Below are 19,766 nucleotides of genomic sequence, written 5' to 3'. Positions count from 1 at the left end.
GCGGTGGGCTCGCGCCGTCGGCCCACCCCGGTTCCCCGTGCGCAGACAGTAGCCGGACAAGGGGGATGCGGGAAGACAACTGCCGCCATCTACGCGCCTGTACGCAGAGCCGTACCGCTCCCCCACGGCACGCGCCGTACCCGGTGGCCTCCCGCCGCCGGTCACCCGGCCGCGCCCGGGGTCAGGCGCGGCGCCCCCACGCCGTGATCATCGGTGAGGTGGCGAGGTCGAGGCGGCCGCTCGCGACGTTGGCGAGGTGCCGCTCGATCTCCTCGTCCGTGGCGAGGCCCGCGGCGGTGAGCCTGCCGCGCACCTGGTGCACGGTGGCCGTCTCCAGCGCCGCGCACGCGGGCGAGGTGATCGGGAAGTAGGCGTCGGCCTGCACCCCGTCGAGCCCCGCCTCGCGCAGCAGCCGCGGCAGCTTGCGCCCGTAGGAGAGATCGGCGCCGCGTTCCGCGAGCAACTGCCGGAAGCCGCGCCGCAGCCGGTTGGCCAGCTCCTGTTCGGGCCCGTACTCCTCGGGGCAGATCAGCGGCTGGAGCGCGGGGTCGGCGTCCTCCAGCACCAGCCACCCGCCGGGGCGCAGCGAGCGGATCATGGAGCGCAGGGTCGCTTCCCTGTCCGGTACGTGGACGAGCACGAGGCGTGCGTGCACCAGGTCGAAGGGCCCGTCCGGCGGCTCTTCGGCGGACACGTCGTGGCGCAGGACCTCGACGCCGTCGGGCGCGGCGCGCGTCCAGGACACGTCGATGTCGGTGGCGAGCACGCGCCCCTGGGGGCCGACGCGCCGGGCGAGCCACCCCGCGACGCTCGGGCCGCCGGCCCCGGCCTCCCAGCAGTGCCAGCCCGACTCGACTCCGACGGTCTCGAAGTGCCGGAAGGTGGAGGCGTCGAAGAGCTCCGCCAGCGCGTCGAACCGCGTACCCGCCTCGACCTGCTGGTTGTCCAGCAGATATCCGTCCTCGTGAGCCATGCGGCGCATCATGCCACGCGCACGGAAGCCGCCCCTGCGCTGACGGTCCCCGCTGCCACACTGGCCCCATGACCAAGCCGCAGACGATCGACGAGTACGTCGCGGCGCTCCCGGAGCCGGGGCGCGCGATCGTGGAAGAGGTGCGGGAGCTGGCCCGCGAGGTCGTGCCGGGCGCGAGCGAGGCGATCAAGTGGGGCAACGCCGCCTGGGTGCACTCCTCGGGGACGATCCTGTTCGCGGCGAGCGCCCACACCCACCACGCCAACGTGGTCTTCACGCCCAGCACCCGTGAGGCGTTCGACGCCGAGCTCGCCGGTTTCACCACCGGAAAGGGTTCGGTGCGGATCCCGTACGGCGAGGACGTGCCCGGCGATCTGCTGCGCCGCATGATGGCGTTCCGGGTGCGCGAGCACGAGGTGGACGGCGTGCTCTGGAAGTGAGCACCCAACAGGGCGCCGCAGCACCGCACTTGGCCGCGGGCCTCCTCGCCCGCGGGGCGGGGTGCCGCCGCAGGCTGTGCACCCTGTGCACAGCCGGTGTGCACTGCGCTCAGGGCTCGTTAGCTTGGGCGAAATCCCCCGGGCGGCGCACGCCCCGTGTGCAAAGGAGCACGTATGCCCAGAACCGGACGCCAGGCGGCGGCCGAAGACCCCGCGCGGCGGCGCACCCGCCGGAGGAACGCGCTGGCAGCCGTCATCGGATCGGTGCTGGAGTGGTACGACTTCTTCCTGTTCAGCACGTCGGCGGCGCTGGTCTTCAACAAGATCTTCTTCTCCGGCGAGTCGGAGTTCGCCGCCACCCTCGCCTCGTTCGCGACCTTCGCCGTCGGCTTCGCCGCGCGGCCCGTGGGCGGGCTGATACTGGCCCACCTGGGCGACCGCTGGGGACGCAAGCCGGTGCTGCTGGCGACGGTGCTCCTGATGGGCGCGAGCACGCTCGCCATCGGCGTGCTGCCCACGTACGACCAGATCGGCATCTGGGCCCCGGCCCTGCTGGTGTTCTGCCGCATCGTCCAAGGGCTCGGCGTGGGCGCCGAGTTGGCGGGCGCATATGTGTGGACCACCGAGAGCTCCACCCCGGAAAGGCGCGGCTACTACGCGGCGCTGCCCGGCGCGGGCGAGTTCCTCGGCGTGGTGTGCGCCTCGGGTGCGATGGCGGTCGTCTCCTCCATGGACGAGGAGAGCTTCCTGAGCTGGGGCTGGCGCATCCCCTACCTCGCCTCGCTCATCGTGGTGGCGGCCGGCGTGGTGCTCCGCTACCTCTCCGAGGAGAGCGAGACCTTCAAGAACGCGCGGGCCGAGGGCAGGACCCGCAGGACGCCGCTGGTCACCGCCGTACGCGGGCACGGCAAGCGCATCCTGCTGATGATCGGCGCCGGGTGTGCCACCGCGGTCGCCTCGTACTCGATCCAGGGCTATCTGCCCTCCTACACCACCCAGCAGCTCGGACTCCCGCCGAACGTCGCGGTCATCGCGATCACCGTCGCCTCCGCTGTCTCGGTGCTCGGCGTGCCGCTGTGCGGCGCGCTCTCGGACCGGGTGGGCCGCCGTCCGCTGATCATCGGAGGGGGCGTGGCGATCGCGGCCTTCGCCTTCCCGTTCTGGCTGGTGGTGGGCACGGGCTCGCTGCCGCTGATCACCCTCGCGGTGATCCTGGGCTTCGCCGTGCTGCTCAATTCGCTGATCTTCGCGCCGTCCGGGTCCTTCTTCTCCGAGCTGCTGCCCACCGAGGTGCGCTACAGCGGCCTGGTGCTGGCCCGCGAGACGACCGCCGTCCTCTTCTCCGGCACCGCGCCCTTCGTGGCCACGCTGCTGGTGCACGCGGCGGGCGGCACGCCGTGGCTGCTCGGCGGCTACATGGCGCTGTCCGGGCTGATCACCGCCGGGTGTGTTCTGCTGCTCCCGGAGACCGCGCCCCGGGTGCTGCGCCGCAAGGGCGGCGGGCAGGGGGACGAGGGCCACGGGGCCTCCGCCGACACCGACGTCGACCGCGCAAAGGTGTAGAACGTGCCCGTAACCCCCACACAGGACCACGGCCCCGAACCGGCACCCGGTCCCGTACGAGCCCCCGGACCCGCCCCCGAAGTGCTCTGCCTCGGCGAGTCGATGGTGCTGCTCACGCCGCCCGCCGCGCGGCCGCTGGGCACCGCGCACGAGCTGGAGGTGAAGGTCGCGGGGGCGGAGTCCACGGTCGCGCAGTACCTCGCCGACCTCGGCCACCGCGCCGCCTGGGCCTCCCGCCTCGGCGCCGACCCGCTGGGCGAGCAGGTGCTGGCCGCGGTGCGCGCGCCGGGCGTGGACGTCTCCCCCGTCGTACGCGATCCGGACGCGCCCACCGGGGTGTACTTCAAGGACCCGGGACCGCACGGGACGCGGGTGCACTACTACCGCGCCGGCTCGGCCGCCTCCCGCATGACACCGGACTGCCTCGACTCCCTGCCGCTCGCCTCCTGCCGCCTGGTGCACGTCTCGGGCATCACCCCGGCGCTCTCCCCGGACTGCGCGCGGACCACGGCCGCGCTGCTGCGCCGGGCCCGGGAGGCGGGCGTGACCAGCTCCTTCGACGTCAACTACCGCCCGGCGCTGTGGCGTACGAGGGAGGAGGCGGCCGCGGTCCTGCTGGACCTGGCGCGGCAGGCGGACGTGGTGTTCGTCGGCCTGGACGAGGCGCAGGACGTCTGGTCGGCGGCCACGCACGACGAGGTACGCGAACTCCTGGGCGGCGACGGCGAGTTGGTGGTGAAAGACGCCGCGCACGGGGCGACCGGGTACGAGGCCGGCGCGCGCGAAGGCGTCTTCGTCGCCGCTCCGCGCGTCGAGGTCGTCGAGCCGGTCGGCGCCGGGGACGCCTTCGCCGCGGGCCACCTCTCGGCCCGGCTGCACGGCGTACCCATGGCAGGGCGGCTCGCGCGCGGCCACCGCGTCGCCGCCTTCGCGCTCTCCTCCACGGAGGACCACGCGGACGCGCGGAGCCTGCGCGGCGAGCTCACCGGCGAGGCCCCCGCGGAGGCCGCCCGGTGAGCCAGAGCGTCGAACGGGCCATCCGCGTCATGGAGTCGCTCACCGAGGGCCCGCAGCACCCCGCCGGCGTGGCCGAGCGCCTGGGCGTGCACCGCACCACCGCGCTGCGGCTGCTCCAGGACCTGTGCCAGGGCGGGCTGGCGCGCAGGCAGCAGGACGGCACCTTCGCCGTGGGCTACCGGCTCGCGGGGCTCGCGCAGGCGGCGCTGGAGCAGTACGACCTGCGGGCCGTGGCGCATCCGCACCTCATGGAGCTGTGCCGCAAGCTGCGGCTGACGGTGCACATCGCCACGCTGGAGAACGACCGCGTGATCTACGTGGACAAGACCGAACCGCCCGGCACCGTGCGGCTGTACTCGCAGATCGGCAAGCCGGTCGTGCTGCACACCTCGGGTGTGGGCAAGGCGATCCTGGCGTACCTCCCCGAGGACGAGCGCGCCGGGCTGCTCCGCGACCACCGCTACACGCGCTTCACCGACACCACCGTGACCACGGCCCGCCGCTTCGCCGCGCGGCTGCGCGAGATCCGCGCGGCGGGCTGGGCCGAGGACGACGGGGAGTACGAACCGTTCATCAACTGCGTCGCCGTACCGGTGAGGGACGGCACGGGCGGCGTACGCACGGCCCTGTCCGTCACCGCCCTCAAGGCGCAGAGCGACATGGCGGACCTGCACAGCATGCTCCCCGCCATCCGGCACACCGCACAGACGATCTCCCGAGGACTGGGGTGGACGCAGTGAACGCGACCGATCACGACGCGGCCGGGAAGGCGACCGGTCACGGCGCCGAGAAGGCCGACGCCGAGAGCGCCGGGGAGGCGGCGGCCCGCTTCTTCCGCGAAGCCTTCGCCGGTCTCCCGCTGATGGCGATCCTGCGCGGCTTCGACGTCCCGCGCACCCTCCAGGTCAGCCGCCGCGCCTGGGACATCGGCATCGAACTCGTAGAGGTGCCGGTCCAGAGCAGGGAGGCGTTCGAGGCGCTGCGCGCGGCGGTCACCGCGGGCGCCGAGCGCGGCGCCGCCGTCGGCGCGGGCACCGTCATCAGCGTCGAGCAGGTCAGGGAGGCGGCAGCGGCGGGCGCCCGCTTCACCGTTGCCCCCGGCTTCGACCGCGAGGTGGCCCGCGCCTCGCTCGACGCGGGGCTGCCGCACCTGCCGGGCGTGGCCACCGCGTCCGAGGTGCAGCAGGCCATGGGCCTCGGCCTGACCTGGCTCAAGGCGTTCCCCGCCGCCCAGTTGGGCGCCGACTGGCTCGGCGCGATGGCCGGGCCCTTCCCGCGGGCGCGCTTCGTCGCCACCGGCGGCATGCACCTGGGCAACGCCGAGGAGTTCCTGGACGCGGGCGCGGGCGCCGTGTCGCTGGGCTCGGCGCTGGCCGACGACGCGCAGTTCGCCCGGCTCCCCGAGCTGGTCGAGACGATCGCGCAGCACACCGCGTAAGACCACGGCCACCACGCCCGACGCGACGCGCAGTTCGCGACACACAGCGCGCGACGCACAGCTCAAGGAAAGGCACGAGCAAGCATGAAGATCACCGCCCTGGAGACGTACTCCGTCGCACCCCGCTGGCTGTTCCTGGCCGTACGCACCGACGAGGGCGTCACCGGCTGGGGCGAACCGGTCGTGGAGGGGCGCTCGGCCACCGTCGCCGCCGCGGTCGAGGAGCTGTCCGACTACCTGGTGGGCACCGATCCCTTCCGCATCGAGGACCACTGGCAGGTGCTCACCAAGGGCGGCTTCTACCGGGGCGGCCCGGTGCTCTCCAGCGCCGTCGCGGGCATCGACCAGGCGCTGTGGGACATCAAGGGCAAGGCGCTCGGCGTCCCCGTGCACGAACTCCTCGGCGGCGCGGTCCGCGACCGCATGCGCACCTACTCGTGGATCGCCGGCGACGACCCCGACGGCGTGGCCGACCACGCGCGCGAGCGCATGGAGCAGGGCTTCGACGCGGTGAAGATGAACGGTACGGGGCGCATGCGCGGCCTCGCCTCCAAGCGCGAACTGGACGAGCTGGTGGGCCGCGTGGCCGCCGTGCGCGAGGCGATCGGCGACGAGGCGGACATCGCCATCGACTTCCACGGCCGCCTCACGCCCGCCGTCGCGCGCGAGGCGTGCCGCCTGCTGGAACCGCTGCACCCGCTGTTCGTCGAGGAGCCGATCGTGCCCGAGCTGACGGCCGACTTCGGCTCCGTCTGCTCCTCCACGGTCGTGCCCATCGCGACCGGCGAACGCCTCTACTCCCGCTGGGACTTCCGCGAGGTGCTGGGCTCGGGACTCGCGGTGGCCCAGCCCGACCTCTCGCACGCGGGCGGCGTCTCGGAGGTGCGCCGCATCGCCGCGATGGCCGAGGCGTACGGGGTCTCGCTGGCCCCGCACTGCCCGCTGGGCCCGATCGCGTTCGCCGCTTCCCTCCAGATCGACTTCGCGACCCCGAACGCGCTGATCCAGGAGACCAGCCTCGGCGTCCACTACAACACCGGCTCCGACCTGCTCGACTACCTCGTCGACGCGAGCGTCTTCGACTTCGCCGACGGACACGTGGAGCGCCCCACGGGTCCAGGACTGGGCATCGAGATCGACGAGAAGGCGGTGCGCGAGGCGGCCGAGAAGGGCCAGCGCTGGCGCAACCCGGTCTGGCGCAACACGGACGGCTCGCTCGCCGAGTGGTGAGGCGGTCGTACGGAGGAGTCGTACGAAGGGGTCGCCGACGCCCTCACCCCTTGGGACCGTAGGCGGCGGCGATCTCCTGCGACGAGCTCCACCTGCTGTACGTGGGCGACTGCGGCCACCCCTCGGGCACGTCCTGCCACTCCTCCTGGCGCCCGTACGGCAGCACGTCGATCAGCGAGAAGCCGTAACCGAGCAGTTCGACGCCGCGGCCGTCGGTGTGCCAGGTGCGGTAGACGGTGTCGCCGTCGCGGAGGAACACGTTCAGCGCGAAGCCCCCGCCGGGCGGTGCGCCGACGTCCGCGCCGAAGGGGCTGTTCGCCGTGGAGTACCAGTCCATGGCGTTGCCGACCCGCCGCTTGTAGGCCAGGGCCTCGCCGAGCGGCCCCTGGGTGACGATCACGAAGCGGGCGTCGTAGTTCTTCAGGAACTCCAGCCGGGTGAACTGCGTCGTGTACCCGGTGCAGCCGGGGCACTGCCACTCCTGTCCCGGCGACCACATGTGGTTGTAGACGATCAACTGCGCCCGCCCCTCGAAGAGATCGGCCAGACGTACGTCGCCCTCCTCCCCCTCCAGGGTGTAGTCGGGCATCTCGACCATCGGCAGGCGCCGGCGCTGCGCGGCGATCGCATCGAGCTCCCTGGTCGCGGCCTTCTCGCGGGCGCGCAGCGCGTCGAGCTCGCGCCGCCAGGCGGCGGCGTCGACGACGGGCGGCAGTGCGTTGGCGGTCATGGTCCCTCACGGCTCCTGTTCACGGCGTTCGCGGTGGTGCGGGGTTGCGGTGTCCGGAGAGGGGGACCATGCGGCAGCACGGAATTCATCGGCCGGCCGCGGTCGGGGTGCGGCGCGGGCGACCAGGGTGCAGATATCGCCCGCGCCGCGGGAACGCGGAAGGAGACGGGGGGTGCCTTCCTCCGCGCCGTTGCCGATGACCAGTCGGCAGCTAAACACTCAGCGCCAAGGCATCCTCCTGTGTCACAGCAGTCACATACGAGTCACCCGCGCCCGCCGATCCGCTTCTCGAACCAGTGGTGCGCGTACCGCTCGTCGTTGAAGGCGGGGACCTCCTGGAAACCACAGGAGTAGTAGAGCCCGATGGCCGCCTCCAAGGTCTTGTTGGTGTCCAGGCGCAGGAGCTCGCGCCCCTCCTCCGCCGCCCTGCGCTCCAGCTCGGTCAGGAAGCGGCGGCCGAGCCCGAGCCCCCTGGCCTGCGGCGCGACCCACATCCGCTTGATCTCGGCCGGCGCGTCCCGCGGCAGCTTCAGCCCCGCGCACCCCAGCGGTTCGCCGCGCAGCCGCGCGAGGAGGAACAGGCCGCGCGGCGGCCGCAGTTCGCCCGCGTCGGGCAGCAGGCTGCGCGCCGGGTCGAAGCCGGTCTCGAAGCTCGCCTGCATCTCGGCGAAGTAGGACCGCAGGCAGTGCCGCGCGTCGGGGTGGCCGGGGTCGGTCACCTCCAGCGTGACGGTGGCCGCCGTCAGCAGCCGCTCGACCTCGGCCATGGCTGCGGTGAGCCGGGCGCGCTGCGCGGAGTTGAGCGGCTGGAGCAGCGAACCGGCCAGCTCGTCGCTGCGGTCGTCCAGCAGCTCCCGCTCCCTGCGCCCCGCCTCGGTCAGCCGTACGGTGCGCACCCGGCGGTCCCCCGGCTGGGGCTCCACGGTCACCAGGCCGTCGGCCTCCAGGGCGCGCAGCAGCCGGCTGACGTACCCCGAGTCGAGACCGAGGCGCTCGCGCAGCCGCCGCACGTCCTGCCCCTCGGCGCCGGTCTCCCACAGCAGCCTGGCCTCGCCGATGGGGCGGTCGCGGCCCAGATAGCGGTCGTGGAGCACGCCGACCCGCTCGGTCACGGCACGGTTGAAGCTGCGCACCTGCTCGATCTGGTCGCGCGCGTTCTCCTCGCGGCCGGCCTGTGCGCGGTCGGCCCGTCCGCTGTCCGTCTCTGATGCAGCCATTCTCTGACTCTAGTCAGGTAATTGCTCGGGACGCCAGCGCCCGCCCCTCTTCGTTTCGACGCCGAAGGGTTCTCGGCTACCCTCGCCCGCATGGGGAAGCAGGTCAGCGCCGCACAGCAGGACGCGATGCCGGTCGTGGACCGGCTGATGCACGTCTCGCGGCAGGCCGAGCTGCGCTTCGGCCGCACCTGTTCCCGGTTCGGGCTCCAGAGCTGGGAGTTCGACGTACTCACCGCGCTGCGCTCGGCGGGGCCCGAGCCGGAGCTGACCGCCGGCGCGCTGGCCGAACGCGTCCTGGTCTCCAACAGCACGATGACCAACAGGCTCAACAGGCTGGAGGACTCCGGCCTGGTCGAGCGCCAGGTCGATCCCGCCAACCGGCGCGTGGTGCGGGTGCGCCTGACCGCGCGGGGCTGCGAGCGCGTGGACGAGGTCATCGCCGCCCGGCGCGAGACCGAGGGCGAGGTCCTGGGCAGCGGGCTGAGCGAGCGCGAGCGGGCGCAACTGTCGGCGCTGCTGGGCAAGTTGGGGACCGCGCTGTCCGCGCCCGCGGAGTCGCGCTCGGAGTCGTCTTCGGAGTCGCCTTCGGGGGGCGACGCGCCCCGCGAGCTCTGAGACTCGCGACTCCGTAACTCCCTGCCCCACCCCCTCTCCCTCACTGGGCGGCGTACGTCCTGACACCCCGTCCCACCCTGACCTGCCCTTTTCCGTAGGTACTTGCACGCGCGGCGGTTGCAGCCTTAGCTTCGTTTCCACATCGAATAGTCCCGCATCGAAATGTTGCACGGATCCGATCCGGAGAAACGCATGCCGCTCGCCGTGTTCGTCCTCGGACTGACCATCTTCAGCCTCGGCACCACCGAGTTCATGATCGCCGGGCTGCTCCCCGAACTGGCCGGGGCCTTCGGGGTCCCGCTTCCCGCCGCCGGCGGGCTCATCTCGCTCTTCGCCCTCGGCGTGACCGTCGGCGCGCCGGTACTCGCCCTCCTCTCCTCCCGCCTGCCGAAGAAGGCCACGCTGGTCGCGCTGCTGGCGGTGTTCGTGGCCGGCGAGGTCCTCGCCGCCTCGGCCGGCTCCTTCGGCGTCCTGATGGCCGCGCGTGTGGTGACCGCCCTCGCGCACGGCGCGTTCTTCGGCATCGGCGCGGTGGTCGCGGCCGGCCTCGTACCGCCCGGGAAGAAGGGGCGCGCGCTCTCGGTGATGTTCGGCGGGCTGACCATCGCGACGCTCGCCGGGGCGCCGCTCGGCGCCTTCCTGGGCCAGCACCTGGGCTGGCGCGCCCCGTTCTGGGCGGTGGCCGTGTTCGGCGCGCTCGGACTGCTCGGCGTGGTCTTCCTGGTGCCGCGCCAGGAGCGGGAGGAGGCCGCCGGGGTACGGCGCGAACTGGCCGCGTTCCGGCGGCCGGCGCTGTGGTGGGCGCTGGCCACGACGGCGCTGAGCCAGGCGGGCCTGTACGCCGTCTACACCTACCTCGCGCCGTTGCTCACGCACGCGACCGGCTTCGCCGCGTCCGCCGTGCCGCCGCTGCTGGCGCTGTTCGGCGCCGGTACGGTCCTGGGCAGCGTGCTCGGCGGGCGCCTCGCCGACCGCTCCCTGTCGCGCACGCTGTGCTGGGGCACGGTGCTGCTCGGCGGCGTACTCGCGCTCGTCTCCGCTGTGGCGCACAGCAAGCCGCTGATGACCGGAACCCTCCTCGCCTTCGGCATCGCCGCCTTCCTGATCAACCCCGCCCTCCAGGCACGCGTCCTGAACGAGGCCGAGGCAGCCCCCACCCTCGCCAGCGCCGCCAACATCTCCGCCTTCAACATCGGCAACGCGGCGGGCCCTTGGGCGGCGGGCCTGGCCCTGGACGCCGGCCACAGCCACCTCGCCCCGAGCTGGGTGGGCGCGCTGTGCGCGGCGGCAGCGCTGGGGACGGCACTGCTGGGCGGGGTCGCGGCAGGGGGTGTTGCGCGCGGTGCGGGGGTGCGCGCTGGGGGTGGTTTGGAGGAGGGGCGCACGGAGCGGGTGGTCGCCGGACGCTGAGCGTTGAGTGCCACCCCTGACCCGGCAGAGATCTCGGGCGTACGTCGTCGCCCCACGCACATCCCGCAAACGCCCCCATAGAACGGAGTCCCCCATGAGCCCCGCACCCGAACCCCGCCCCCGTACGGACGCACACTTCCCCGTGCTCATCGTCGGTGGTGGGCCCGTGGGGATGTTGTTGGCCGCTGAGCTCGGGTCGTGGGGCGTGCGGGCCGGGGTGGTCGAAGCCCACACGCGTACGCCGGATGTGCCGCGTGCGGGGACCCTGCACGCCCGGAGCGTTCAATCGCTGCTGCGCCGTGGTTATCTGCGGCAGCCCGTGCCGGGGCGCGAAAACCGCGCCGGGTTCCACTTCGGCGGCATGCCGTTGCTGAGCCTCTCCTCCCCCGCCGGGGAGGGGCCGCCCCTCGTGGGGGTGCCGCAGGCCCAGTTGGAGCGGCTGTTCGAGGCGCGCGCCCGGGCGTTCGGGGCCGACGTACGGCGCGGGCACCGCCTCTCCGCGCTGCGGTACGCGGAGGACGGCGCGGAGGCCACGGTCGTCAACGACCAGGAACCCGGGGCCGGTCCGTACCGCATCACCGCCCGCTGGGTCATCGGCGCTGACGGCGCGCGCAGCACCGTACGCAGCGAGGCGGGCATCACCTCCACCACCACCCCGGCCACCTTCTCCGCGCTGGTCGGGCAGGTGCGGCTGGACGATCCCGGCGCGGTGCCGCCCGGCTGGACCCGTACACGCGGCGGCTCCCTCCTCGCCAACGTCACCCCGCAAGGGCCGAGCCGCCTGGTCACCCACACCTTCCCCGACACCCTGCCGGACCGGCGTACGCCGCCGAGCGCGCAGGAGCTGCGGGGCGCGGTGGAGCAGATCCTGGGCCGCCCGGTACCGGTGTCCGAGCCCACCCACCTCGCGCGCTTCAGCGACTTCACGCGGCTCGCCGACGCGTACCGGGCCGGCCCCGTGCTGCTCGCCGGCGACGCCGCGCACGTGCACGCGCCGCTCGGCGGGCAGGGTCTCAACACCGGTCTCCAGGACGCGTTCAACCTCGGCTGGCGGCTGGGGCTGGTCGCACGCGGGTACGCGGACGAGGCGCTGCTGGACGGCTACCACGCCGAGCGGCACCCCATCGCCGCGCAGGTCATCGCCAACACCCGGCTCCAGGCCGCGGTGATGCGCCCGGGGCCGGAGAACGACCCGGTGCGGGACTTCGTGACCTCGGCGCTCCAACAGTCCGCGCTGCACGAGCAGTTCGCGGGCCTCGTCAGCGGGCAGGGCATCTCCTACCCCGCGCCACCCGGCAGCGGCGCGTGGGCCGGCCGCTTCCTGCCCAACCACACGCTGCGCACGGCGGAGGGCACCCGCACCGTGGCCCAGCTCCTCGCCGAGGGGGTGCCGCTGCTGCTCGTACGGGAGTCGGCGCATCCCAACTGGCGTGCAACCGGTCGGAGTTGGGCGCCACCGCTGAAGGTGGTCACCATCGAAGGTGAGAGTGAGACTCCGGGCTGGGAGGCGCTGCTGTGCCGCCCCGACGGGTACGCGGCCTGGTCCGCCACGCCCGGCGCCGACCCCGGCGGGGCCTCGTACCGGCGACTGCGGGAGGTCCTGACCGGCTGGTTCGGGCGCGCGTGCGCGAGTACGCGGGCGCGGCCCGCGGTCACCGCCTGATGCGCGGGCCGGGGCGCGTGGGTCACGGCCCGGTATACCTCGCGGGCCCGCGCGTCTCCCTCGTAAGGCCGCACATCCGGCGCGTTCTAGAGTGGCGATCATGTCTTCGTCAAGAAACCCGCAGTCGTCCGCAGCTCAGCACCCGCAGTCCGCCGCGAGGCCCTTCGGCCGGATCAGGAAGCCCCTGGTCGCGGCCGTCGGACTGGGCCTCGCCCTCACGCTGAGTGCCTGCAATGGCAACGGCGGAGGCAGCGACAAGGACGCCGGCGCCGCGAAGTCGCCCGCGGCCGACGCCTCCAAGACCGCCTCGCCGAAGCTGCCCGAGGGCGACAAGCCGATGGTCGCGGGCTGGCAGGCGCAGACGTCGGAGAAGCACCACTTCCGGTACGACGTGCCCGGCAAGGCGAAGCAGTGGAAGCTCTTCCCCGAGCCCGTCGCGCTGTCGTACTCGGACGACTCCGGCAAGCCGATCGTCGTGATGACCTCGGCCTCGCACTACCGCGAGGGCGGCTGCAAGTCGACCCCGAACCCGAAGGCCGTCGGCAAGGCCAGCAAGGGGCAGCTCGCCACGGTGGGCACGACCGGCGGCCTCAAGGACGGCTCGCTCCAGGAGAACGCGCGCAACTGGGCGGGCAACTGGGGCTTCGTCGCGTACGGCGGCGAGGACAACAAGCCGAAGATCAAGGTGAGCAAGCCCAAGCCGTGGAGCAAGAACGGCATCCACGGTTACACGGCGACCGCGCACGTCACCGTCACCAACCGCCCCAGCAAGTGCGTCCCGCCGAAGGCGGTCGTGCACAGCATCGCGCAGAAGCTGCCCGACGGCACGATGCACGGCTGGGTGGCCTACGGCGACCAGGGCGTCCCGAACGCCCTCAAGGAAGCCGACTTCCAGAAGATCATGAACACGGTCCGCCCGACGGACGGCTGACACGCCGTCAGCCTCATCAGCACGACACGGTTGCTTGAGGGAAGGGCCCCGGCACGTTGCGCCGGGGCCCTTCGCGTACCCACGCACGACCCCATCGGCCGCCCGGCGCTCTCAGAGCTGCGGCTCGACCTCGCCGTCCCGGAGGTGGGCGTAACTGGCCGCGTAACGCCCGTATTTGTGCTCGCCGCAGGTGTACGGGACGTACCTCGCGGGGTTTTCCGCGCTCACACATGTCGGCACCGGCTCGACCACGGCGTCGAAATCCATGTCGATGAAGAAAGGGATCGAATAGCGCTCTGCGCCCGTCGTGTTCACGACCCGGTGCACGGTTGAGGAATAGCGGTCGTTGGTCAGGGTCTGTACGAGGTCGCCTATGTTGATGACGAAGGTGTCCTCGACGGGCGGCGCGCTCACCCATTCGCCGTCCCTGTTGCGCACTTGGAGGCCGCCGACGGCGTCCTGGGAGAGGATCGTGAGGAATCCGTAGTCGGTGTGTGCGCCTATGCCCATCTCTTCCTCGGAGACCGCGCCCTCCTGCGGCGGATAGCGCAAGAGCCGCTGGACCGAGATCGGACGGCGCTGCAAGCGCGCGAAGTAGTCCGCCGGCAGATCCAGGCTGAGCGCGAGTGCGCTGATCAGCTTGCGCGCGAGCGCCATCATCGCGGCGTGGTACTCCTCACACAGCTCCCGGAATCCGGGCAGTTCGGCAGGCATCGGGTTGGGGCCGAAGAACGGCGAGACCTCGGCCCCCGGCGCCCCGAAGTCGAAGCACTCCTTGAAGTCGCGCGTGTGGTCAGGGTCCACGTTCTCGGCGTACGTGGGAATGTAACCCCGCAGTGTCGGGCCGGAGTTCGCGATGTTCAGGCTGTTCTTGGACTCGAAGGGCAGGGCGAAGAAGCGCTCCGCCGCGCGGTACATTCCCTCGGTCGATTCCCGGGACACGCCATGGCCCGTGATGTAGAAGAAGCCGACCTTTTCGCAGACGTCGCCGATGCGGCGGGCCACACTCAGCGGATCGGTGCCGTCGAGGAGGGTCGAGACGTCGATGACCGGAATCTCGCGGAAAGCCGTCTGCTTGCTCGCGAGGCGACCGTCGGATTCAGCGCTCACGTGAACTGCTCCTTCGGGATGTCGGAGGTGTTCCCGTACGGCGGCGGCCGCGCACACCGGTGCGAGGCGCCGTCACCGCGGAGTCTTGCCTCGTTCACTGCTGAGGAAAAGCAAACGTTTTTGGAGCCAACCGTGCAATGTCCTTTCACGGAGCGCTCACGGGGCGGACGTTCGCCCCTTCGGCGCGGGCATCAGTCCGGACGAGGAGGCACGGATCAGCTCCAGGGTGCTGGCGACCACGGGATGGCGGGCGCCCCCGTTGCGCGTGGCCGCGAGGATGCGCCGGGCGGGGGCCGGCTCGCCGGAGAGCGGGATGCGGGTGACCTCCCACTCGGTGTTGATGCGGGCCAGGCGCGGCACGAGGATCACGCCGAGGCCCTGCGCGACCATCGCCGTGCCGGTGTCCCACTCGTCGGCCTGGTGCGCCACGTGCGGGGTGAAGCCGGCCGACATGCAGGCCGTCAGCACCAGTTGGTGGTAGGTGCCGCCCGGTGTGCCGACGATCCAGGGTTCGCGCGCCGCGTCGGCGAGCGACACGCGCTTGCGGGAGGCCAGCGGATGCCCCGACGGCACCACGAGGTCCAGCGGGTCGTCGAGCAGCGGCTGTTGCTCGAAGCGCTCGTCGTTCAGCGAGGGCGAGTCGGCGGTGACCACCACCAGGCCGAGGTCGGCCTCTCCGGCCAGCAGCAGCTCGAAGCAGCGGACCGGCTCCGCCTCCACCAGCCGCACGCTGAGCTGCGCATAGCGTTCCAGCAGCCCGGCCGCCGCCAGCGGCAGCAGGTGCGTCGCCGCGGTGGAGAAGCCGCAGAGCGTGAAGGTGCCCGAGGGTTCCTCGGCCGTGGCCGCCAGCTCGCTGCGCGCCTGCTCCCACTGCGCCTGCATGGCCGCGGTGTGCCGCAGCACGATCCGCGCGGCACTGGTCAACTGGATGCCGCGCCCCGCGGGCTCTATCAGCTTCACGCCCAAGTGCTCGGAGAGCTGGCGCAGTTGGTAGGAGACCGCCGAGGGCGTGTAGCGCATGGCCTCGGCCGCGGCCGTCACACCCCCGTACCGCTCGACCATCTGAAGGATCTTGAGCTTCGCATCGATCATGCGCCCAGGATCGTGCAAACCACTTTCACGGTCTACTCCAAAATCGTGCGATTGTCCGCACGAGTCATGGGTGCCACGCTGCACGCGTGTTGTCCGCATACCTCTCCAGCCGCCCTCACCGCGCCGCAGCGGTGACGCCGCCCCGTACCCGCGGACGCCAGACGGCGACGGGGCTGTACGTCCTGGTCGTGCTCACCTTCGGCGCGTATCTGCCCAGCGCGCTCTACCCCGGCTACCAAGAGGTCTTCGGCGTCGGCGATCTGACCATGACGCTGATCTACGCGGTCTTCGCGCTGGTCAGCGCGCCCGCACTCGTGCTGCTCGGCCCGGCGTCCGACGCGCTGGGCGCCCGCCCCGTCCTGCTCTCCGGCATCGCGCTGGCGGCGGCGGGATCGGCCTGCTTCGCACTCGCGCCCAGCGCGGGGTGGCTACTGCTGGGGCGCGCGGCGCAGGGGCTCGCGCTCGGCGCGGCCACCGGAGCGGCCGCCGTGCTCATCAGCGACGGCAGCGCACGCGGACCGCGGCACGGCGCGGTGCTCACCAGCATCGCGTTCGTGGCGGGCACGGCGTGCGGCGCCATGGCGGGCGGGGTGCTCGCGCAGTACGCGCCCGCCCCCACGGTGCTGCCCTTCGTGCTGCACCTGGCGCTGCTGGCTCTCGGCTGGTGGGGCGTGCACACGCTCGCCCCCTCCCCCGCCGCCCGCGCCGGAATGCGGCGCTACCGGCCGACCGCGCCCCGCATTCCCCGGGGGATGCGGGCGGTGTTCTGCACCGCGTCGGCGGTGGGCTTCCTCGCCTGGACGGCCGCCGGGCTGTTCCTCGCGATCATCCCGGCGCTGCTGGAGGGTTCAGGCCAGACCGACATGGCCGTCACCGGCGGCATCCTCGGCGCGGTGCTGGTCTTCTCCGCGCTGGCCCAGCCGCTGGTGCCCCGCCTCGGCCCGCGTACCAGCCAACTCATCGGCCTCACCGGGCTGTTGGCGAGCTTCGCGCTGCTGGCGCCGACCTCCGGCGGCTCGACGGCGCTCACCCTGGCGGCCGCCGTGGTCGCGGGCGTGGGGCACGGCCTCGCGTACGCGGGGGCGGCCGCCGCGATCGACGCCAGGACCCCGGCGGAGGCGCGCGGCGCCGTCACGGGCGCCCTCTATCCGGCCTTCTACCTGGGCTCCGGGGTCCCGGCCGTGGCGGTCGGGCTGCTCACGCTCCGGTACCCGCTGGCCACCGCGACCTCGGCGGTCACCGCCTTCGCCGCCGCGCTCGTCGTCCTGACGGGGCTCGCCGTCGTACGGGTGGACCGCCGCCCCCGCGTACCGACGCGGGTCGTCGCGCGGCAGCGCACGCGGCCCGTGCGCGAATCCCGTCTCTGAACAGCCCTGAGGAGGCGCCAAGGGCCGACCATCACGAGGAAGTTGGGAAGATTCGAGCACGATCCCCTCCGCGCTGCCCGCGCTCTTCCCGACCGACCCCCTCTACGGCGGCCGCACCGCCGATCCCGGCCACCGGGTGACGGCGGCTTCCCCCGCACGGCGGCCCCGGCAGCGCACACACTCGGCCATTCAAACGACCTTCCGGTTGACGGGTGTACCCCCAGGGCAGTCACACCGGGGTCGCCGGTCCGCCACGTGCACATCACAGGACCGGCACCACAGCACCCTGCACGCGCCGAGACCCCCACCTCGGAAGGTCGACCATGTTCCAGCCCGCCCCCGACAGCCCTCCCACCCTGCACGCGCAGCCCGACGGCCTGCTGGCCAAGCCGCTCGCGCAGGTACGCGACCACCTCGAAGGACTGGTCGCCGACTACCCCGCGGAACAGCGCCACTTGAGCGAGGCCGTCGGCCGTCTGCTCCTGCACAGCAGGGCGGACCCGCTCTCCTGCGCCCTCCCGCTGGCCGTGCACGCCGCGCTGACCGGCGCGCCCGAACCGGCCGTTCCGGTCGCCGCCGCCCACGACCTGTGGTGGCGCGCGGCCAACGCCTTCGACGACCTGGCGGACGACATGAGCGAGGAGGCCGCCGACGAGGCGCACGGGACCCCCGCCATGTCGGGCACCGCGCTGATGACCGCCGCCCTGGAGTGCTTCCACACCCTGCCGATGCGCATCCTGATGGACGTCCCCGCCGCCCCGGCGGTACGCGAGGGGCTGCTGCGGGACCTGGCGCACGGCTGCACCCGGGCCGTGGACGGGCAGCTCCACGACCTGGCCGCCACCCCCGCGGGCGCCACCCCGCACACGGTGCTCGCCGCCTACCGGCACAAGAGCGGCGCCCCGTACGCCATGGCCTGCGCCCTCGCGGCCCGCCTGGCCACAGGATCGGCCGAGGCCACGTACGGCACGTACGGCGAAGGCACGGACAACGCCGTCGCGGAGTGGGGCCGCTTCGGCGAACTCCTCGGCCTGCTGGCCCAACTCCGCAACGACTACGACGACCTGCGCACCGGCCGCTTCGAGGACTTCGCCAACGGCACGGCGACCTATCTGCTCGTCCAGCACCTCCACCGCGTCCCGGCCCCGCGCGCCGAGCGGACCCGCGCGCTGCTGCACCGGTGCGCCGAGGACCCCGGCAGCCGCTCCGACCTGCGCGACCTGCTGCTGGAGCCCGAGGCCCTGCACGCCTACCGGGAGTACGTACACGAACTGCGGCACGCCGCCGAGGACTTGCTCGGGCGGCTGGCGACGCCCGGCCCCTTCGCCGCGTACCTCCGCGAGCAGGTGACCGCCACCGCCCACGCGTGCCTGCCGGCCGAAGTGCCCTAGGACACCGGCCGGTCCGGCGCAGGGAGCCTAGCCCTGCGCCGTAGGCCGTACGACGATGTCGCCCACGTCCACGTCCGAGGGCTGCTCGATCGCGAAGGCGATGGCGCGGGCGACGGCCTCGGGCGGCATGGCGATCTCCATCCCGGCAGCGACCCGCTCCCGCATCCGCGGGTCCATCGCGTCCGCGAACTCCGTGCGCGTGATGCCCGGTGAGACCGCCGTGACCCGCAGGCCGTCGCCCGCCTCCTGGCGCAGTCCCTCGCAGAGTGTGCGCACGGCGTTCTTGGTGGCGGCGTAGACCGACTGGTCGGGCACGATGCGGAGCCCGGCCGTCGAGACGGTGTTCACAAAGTGCCCGTGCCCCTGCTCCCTGAAGAGGGGCAGGGCCGCGGCGATCCCGTACAGCACGCCCTTGAAGTTGACGTCGACCATCTCTTCCCAGTCCTCGACGCGCAGGTCGTCGAGCGGCGAGATCAGGCCGACCCCCGCATTGTTCACCAGCACGTCGACCCTGCCGAAGCGGTCGCGGGCGAGGTGCACCAGCGCGGCCACCTCCTCGCGGCGCCGCACGTCGGTGCGCGCCCAGGCGGCCCGGCCGCCCGCCTTCTCGACGCGGGCCGCCAGCTCCTCGAGCCGCTCCGTGCGGCGGCCCCCGAGGACCACGCTCGCCCCGCGCCCGGCGAGCAGCAGCGCCGTGGCCTCGCCGATCCCGCTGCCGGCCCCGGTGATCACGACGACCTTGCCCCGGACGTTCTCCGGCAAGGGGTCCCGTACGGGGTCCCGCGCTGCGTCCCGCGCGCTTCCCTGGACGTCTTCGCTCTCGTACGACATGAAGCGGCCCTTCCGGCAGGGGAATTGGACCGGCGGCGTGGCCTACCATGGAAAGCGGAGGCACCGCCGGTTAGTGTGCGCCGAGACTAAGCGGAGGCGCCTCCACTTGGCAATGCCCACCGACAGCGAGGGAGAGCGATGGCGCGGGAGACGGGGCGGCCGCTGCGTGCCGACGCACGGCGCAACCGGGAGAAGATCCTGGCCGCCGCGGTGCGGGTGTTCACCGAGGACGGACTCGGCGCGCACCTGGAGCGCGTCGCCAAGGAGGCGGGCGTGGGCACCGGCACCCTGTACCGCAACTTCCCCACCCGCGAGGATCTGATCGAGGCCGCGCACCGCAACGAAGTGGCGCGGCTGTGCGATGCCGCGCCCGGGCTGCTGGCCGCCTCTCCGCCGCCGGAGGCGATGCGTTCCTGGATGCACCGCTTCCTCGACTATGCGACTGCGAAGAAGGGAATGGCGGAGGCGCTGCGCTCGCTCGCCGCCACGGGCGCCGACCCGTACGGCTCCAGCCACGAGATGATCCAGGCCGCCGTCACGAAACTCCTCGAGGCGGGCGTCGAATCCGGCGACTTTCGCTCCGACTTCCGCCCCGGAGACCTGTTCGCAGCGCTCGCCGGCATCGCGCTCACCTCGGCTGGACCGGGGCAGCGCGCGCAGGCCGAGCGGCTCGTCGAGCTCACCCTCGCCGGCCTGACCTCCCCGCGCCCACCGGCCTGACCTCCCCGTACGACCGGGCTGACCTCCC

The 19,766-nt window shown here is 72.9% G+C and carries 19 protein-coding genes; 13 read left to right on the top strand and 6 right to left on the bottom strand.

What is annotated here, in order from left to right:
* Positions 1 to 181: 181 nt before the first annotated feature.
* Complete coding sequence (locus ABEE00_RS29215) at positions 182 to 973, bottom strand: class I SAM-dependent methyltransferase (RefSeq protein WP_345748727.1); 792 nt, start codon at positions 971 to 973, stop codon at positions 182 to 184.
* A gap of 68 nt (positions 974 to 1,041) precedes the next feature.
* Between ABEE00_RS29215 and ABEE00_RS29210 the strand changes: the two genes are divergently transcribed.
* The 6 genes from ABEE00_RS29210 (at position 1,042) to dgoD (ending at position 6,661) form a co-directional block, all read left to right on the top strand.
* Complete coding sequence (locus ABEE00_RS29210; protein ID WP_345748726.1) at positions 1,042 to 1,413, top strand: iron chaperone; 372 nt, start codon at positions 1,042 to 1,044, stop codon at positions 1,411 to 1,413.
* A 174-nt stretch (positions 1,414 to 1,587) separates the two neighbouring features.
* Entirely contained in the window at positions 1,588 to 2,976 is a 1,389-nt protein-coding gene (locus tag ABEE00_RS29205; RefSeq protein WP_345748725.1) for an MFS transporter, read from the top strand.
* Positions 2,977 to 2,979: 3 nt separating this feature from the next.
* The gene (locus ABEE00_RS29200; RefSeq protein WP_345748724.1) at positions 2,980 to 3,993 is read left to right on the top strand and encodes a sugar kinase; all 1,014 of its coding nucleotides are present in this window, start codon (positions 2,980 to 2,982) and stop codon (positions 3,991 to 3,993) included.
* Positions 3,990 to 4,733 carry an IclR family transcriptional regulator gene (locus tag ABEE00_RS29195; RefSeq protein ID WP_345748723.1) on the top strand — a complete coding sequence of 248 codons (744 nt, stop codon included), beginning with the start codon at positions 3,990 to 3,992 and terminating at the stop codon, positions 4,731 to 4,733. The genes ABEE00_RS29200 and ABEE00_RS29195 overlap by 4 nt, the downstream gene beginning before the upstream one ends.
* A complete protein-coding gene (locus ABEE00_RS29190) occupies positions 4,730 to 5,431 on the top strand; it encodes a bifunctional 4-hydroxy-2-oxoglutarate aldolase/2-dehydro-3-deoxy-phosphogluconate aldolase (RefSeq protein WP_345748722.1) in 702 nt (233 codons plus the stop codon). Before ABEE00_RS29195 ends, ABEE00_RS29190 begins: the two co-directional genes overlap by 4 nt.
* Before the next feature lie 84 nt (positions 5,432 to 5,515).
* Positions 5,516 to 6,661: a galactonate dehydratase gene (dgoD, locus tag ABEE00_RS29185; RefSeq protein WP_345748721.1), complete on the top strand. Its 1,146-nt coding sequence runs from the start codon at positions 5,516 to 5,518 to the stop codon at positions 6,659 to 6,661.
* A 43-nt stretch (positions 6,662 to 6,704) separates the two neighbouring features.
* On the opposite strand, the gene ABEE00_RS29180 is transcribed toward dgoD, so the two are convergent.
* Both ABEE00_RS29180 and ABEE00_RS29175 read right to left on the bottom strand, forming a co-directional pair.
* On the bottom strand, positions 6,705 to 7,391 hold the full coding sequence (locus tag ABEE00_RS29180; RefSeq protein ID WP_345748720.1) for a DUF899 domain-containing protein: 687 nt from the start codon (positions 7,389 to 7,391) through the stop codon (positions 6,705 to 6,707).
* A 263-nt stretch (positions 7,392 to 7,654) separates the two neighbouring features.
* Complete coding sequence (locus ABEE00_RS29175) at positions 7,655 to 8,608, bottom strand: bifunctional helix-turn-helix transcriptional regulator/GNAT family N-acetyltransferase (RefSeq protein WP_345748719.1); 954 nt, start codon at positions 8,606 to 8,608, stop codon at positions 7,655 to 7,657.
* Between the two features lie 90 nt (positions 8,609 to 8,698).
* On the opposite strand from ABEE00_RS29175, the gene ABEE00_RS29170 reads away from it, so the two are divergent.
* The 4 genes from ABEE00_RS29170 to ABEE00_RS29155 all read left to right on the top strand — a co-directional run bounded on the left by ABEE00_RS29170 (position 8,699) and on the right by ABEE00_RS29155 (position 13,227).
* A complete protein-coding gene (locus ABEE00_RS29170; protein WP_345748718.1) occupies positions 8,699 to 9,223 on the top strand; it encodes a MarR family winged helix-turn-helix transcriptional regulator in 525 nt (174 codons plus the stop codon).
* A gap of 192 nt (positions 9,224 to 9,415) precedes the next feature.
* Positions 9,416 to 10,633, top strand: coding sequence for a Cmx/CmrA family chloramphenicol efflux MFS transporter (locus tag ABEE00_RS29165; RefSeq protein ID WP_345748717.1), 1,218 nt, complete (start codon positions 9,416 to 9,418; stop codon positions 10,631 to 10,633).
* A 94-nt stretch (positions 10,634 to 10,727) separates the two neighbouring features.
* Positions 10,728 to 12,296 carry an FAD-dependent monooxygenase gene (locus tag ABEE00_RS29160; protein WP_345748716.1) on the top strand — a complete coding sequence of 523 codons (1,569 nt, stop codon included), beginning with the start codon at positions 10,728 to 10,730 and terminating at the stop codon, positions 12,294 to 12,296.
* Between the two features lie 100 nt (positions 12,297 to 12,396).
* Complete coding sequence (locus ABEE00_RS29155) at positions 12,397 to 13,227, top strand: DUF8017 domain-containing protein (protein WP_345748715.1); 831 nt, start codon at positions 12,397 to 12,399, stop codon at positions 13,225 to 13,227.
* Between the two features lie 111 nt (positions 13,228 to 13,338).
* Here the strand turns inward: ABEE00_RS29155 and ABEE00_RS29150 are convergent, their stop codons facing one another.
* On the bottom strand, positions 13,339 to 14,337 hold the full coding sequence (locus tag ABEE00_RS29150; protein WP_345748714.1) for an isopenicillin N synthase family dioxygenase: 999 nt from the start codon (positions 14,335 to 14,337) through the stop codon (positions 13,339 to 13,341).
* A gap of 156 nt (positions 14,338 to 14,493) precedes the next feature.
* Positions 14,494 to 15,429: a LysR family transcriptional regulator gene (locus ABEE00_RS29145; protein WP_345748713.1), complete on the bottom strand. Its 936-nt coding sequence runs from the start codon at positions 15,427 to 15,429 to the stop codon at positions 14,494 to 14,496.
* Between the two features lie 86 nt (positions 15,430 to 15,515).
* On the opposite strand from ABEE00_RS29145, the gene ABEE00_RS29140 reads away from it, so the two are divergent.
* Complete coding sequence (locus tag ABEE00_RS29140; protein ID WP_345748712.1) at positions 15,516 to 16,796, top strand: MFS transporter; 1,281 nt, start codon at positions 15,516 to 15,518, stop codon at positions 16,794 to 16,796.
* Between the two features lie 323 nt (positions 16,797 to 17,119).
* Positions 17,120 to 18,187: a polyprenyl synthetase family protein gene (locus ABEE00_RS29135; protein WP_345748711.1), complete on the top strand. Its 1,068-nt coding sequence runs from the start codon at positions 17,120 to 17,122 to the stop codon at positions 18,185 to 18,187.
* A gap of 27 nt (positions 18,188 to 18,214) precedes the next feature.
* Here the strand turns inward: ABEE00_RS29135 and ABEE00_RS29130 are convergent, their stop codons facing one another.
* Positions 18,215 to 19,018, bottom strand: coding sequence for an SDR family oxidoreductase (locus tag ABEE00_RS29130; protein ID WP_345748710.1), 804 nt, complete (start codon positions 19,016 to 19,018; stop codon positions 18,215 to 18,217).
* A gap of 138 nt (positions 19,019 to 19,156) precedes the next feature.
* On the opposite strand from ABEE00_RS29130, the gene ABEE00_RS29125 reads away from it, so the two are divergent.
* Positions 19,157 to 19,738, top strand: coding sequence for a TetR/AcrR family transcriptional regulator (locus ABEE00_RS29125; protein WP_345748709.1), 582 nt, complete (start codon positions 19,157 to 19,159; stop codon positions 19,736 to 19,738).
* The last annotated feature ends 28 nt before the right edge of the window (positions 19,739 to 19,766 follow it).

This window comes from Streptomyces odontomachicola (genome assembly GCF_039605595.1).
In the GTDB taxonomy this organism is placed as follows: Bacteria; Actinomycetota; Actinomycetes; order Streptomycetales; family Streptomycetaceae; genus Streptomyces.
Note: the sequence above shows the minus strand (reverse complement) of the source record. Positions and strands in the feature narration are given on the sequence as shown.

Excerpts from the sequence above, each read along its gene's own strand:
- ABEE00_RS29215 (WP_345748727.1), bottom strand. The coding sequence starts at position 973 with ATGGCTCACGAGGACGGATATCTGCTGGACAACCAGCAGGTCGAGGCG.
- ABEE00_RS29175 (WP_345748719.1), bottom strand. The coding sequence starts at position 8,608 with ATGGCTGCATCAGAGACGGACAGCGGACGGGCCGACCGCGCACAGGCC.
- ABEE00_RS29160 (WP_345748716.1), top strand. The coding sequence starts at position 10,728 with ATGAGCCCCGCACCCGAACCCCGCCCCCGTACGGACGCACACTTCCCC.
- ABEE00_RS29210 (WP_345748726.1), top strand. The coding sequence starts at position 1,042 with ATGACCAAGCCGCAGACGATCGACGAGTACGTCGCGGCGCTCCCGGAG.
- ABEE00_RS29135 (WP_345748711.1), top strand. The coding sequence starts at position 17,120 with ATGTTCCAGCCCGCCCCCGACAGCCCTCCCACCCTGCACGCGCAGCCC.
- ABEE00_RS29145 (WP_345748713.1), bottom strand. The coding sequence starts at position 15,429 with ATGATCGATGCGAAGCTCAAGATCCTTCAGATGGTCGAGCGGTACGGG.
- ABEE00_RS29180 (WP_345748720.1), bottom strand. The coding sequence starts at position 7,391 with ATGACCGCCAACGCACTGCCGCCCGTCGTCGACGCCGCCGCCTGGCGG.
- dgoD (WP_345748721.1), top strand. The coding sequence starts at position 5,516 with ATGAAGATCACCGCCCTGGAGACGTACTCCGTCGCACCCCGCTGGCTG.
- ABEE00_RS29170 (WP_345748718.1), top strand. The coding sequence starts at position 8,699 with ATGGGGAAGCAGGTCAGCGCCGCACAGCAGGACGCGATGCCGGTCGTG.
- ABEE00_RS29130 (WP_345748710.1), bottom strand. The coding sequence starts at position 19,018 with ATGTCGTACGAGAGCGAAGACGTCCAGGGAAGCGCGCGGGACGCAGCG.
- ABEE00_RS29125 (WP_345748709.1), top strand. The coding sequence starts at position 19,157 with ATGGCGCGGGAGACGGGGCGGCCGCTGCGTGCCGACGCACGGCGCAAC.
- ABEE00_RS29155 (WP_345748715.1), top strand. The coding sequence starts at position 12,397 with ATGTCTTCGTCAAGAAACCCGCAGTCGTCCGCAGCTCAGCACCCGCAG.
- ABEE00_RS29165 (WP_345748717.1), top strand. The coding sequence starts at position 9,416 with ATGCCGCTCGCCGTGTTCGTCCTCGGACTGACCATCTTCAGCCTCGGC.
- ABEE00_RS29205 (WP_345748725.1), top strand. The coding sequence starts at position 1,588 with ATGCCCAGAACCGGACGCCAGGCGGCGGCCGAAGACCCCGCGCGGCGG.